The organism is Bacillus sp. JJ783, assembly GCF_036963225.1.
Lineage (GTDB): Bacteria > Bacillota > Bacilli > Bacillales > Bacillaceae_G > Bacillus_A > Bacillus_A cereus_U.
The window spans coordinates 7,248-8,166 of record NZ_JBALMG010000103.1; the positions used below are offsets into that span (position 1 = coordinate 7,248).

Genomic DNA, 919 nt, shown 5'->3' on the forward strand with positions numbered 1-919 from the left:
GAATAAGTGGGAACGTATAAGTCAAGATTCTTCTTTCCGTCAAGCATATGAAGCAAGAGAAAAGGCCTTAATGGATGAGGCTGCAAGGTTTGCTCATGCTCGTAATGAGGGGAAAAAAGAAGGAATTCAAGAAGGGGTTCAGCAAGGAAAAATACAGATGATTAAAGGTATGCATGAACTCGGTGTACCACTTGAAACGATTGCTAAAGCCAGTAAATTAGGCATAGATGAGGTTAAACGTATTTTAGAACAAAAATAATCAGCAATAAAAAAAGAACCTCTTAATTTGGTTCTTTTTTTGAGCTATTTGTCAACTAGGGGTAACACCAAATAAATTTTCATAGGTAATACTATAACCTTATACTATGACATTTAACTTTATTTTCTTATATTAGAATTTAATTCGCTTGAACTACTCCCCACTTAACATCCTCGCGGACTGTTTGAAGTGGGAGATTCCTAAGTACAGAAACCTAACGGTTTCTAATTCATTAGGCTATCCCCGTAGTTCCTACGGTTAAGAGACGAATTGCTTCGTTTTTAAGATTGAGCGCTGCATTTCGATCTCTATCGTGATGTGCGCCACAAGAAGGGCAATCCCACTCACGAATGGTTAGATTTTTAACGTCTTTGTTTTTGTATTCACAATTGGAGCATAATTGACTAGAAGCAAATGTTTTAGATACCATAACAACTTTTTTGCCATACCATTTTGCTTTATATTCCAACATCGTTCGAAATTGTGACCAAGATACTTCACCAATCGCTTTTGCAAGCTTTCTATTTTTGAGCATATTACAGACTTGTAAGTCTTCCATACCGATAACATCGTGGTTTTTGATGATTTCAGTAGAAAGCTTATGTAAGTAATCCACTCTTGCATTTGCAATATGTTCATGTATTCGTGCAACTTTCACAC

1 protein-coding gene and 1 pseudogene are annotated in these 919 nt (G+C 36.1%); one reads left to right on the plus strand and one right to left on the minus strand.

The window, feature by feature from the left end; translation table 11 throughout:
• Nucleotides 1-259, plus strand: a pseudogene (locus tag V7038_RS20910) (Rpn family recombination-promoting nuclease/putative transposase); the annotation flags it as partial.
• A 232-nt stretch (nt 260-491) separates the two neighbouring features.
• Here V7038_RS20910 and V7038_RS20915 read toward each other — a convergent pair.
• Nucleotides 492-919, minus strand: a 428-nt coding sequence (locus V7038_RS20915) for an RNA-guided endonuclease TnpB family protein (protein WP_335695604.1), incomplete at its 5' end; no start/stop codon positions are given.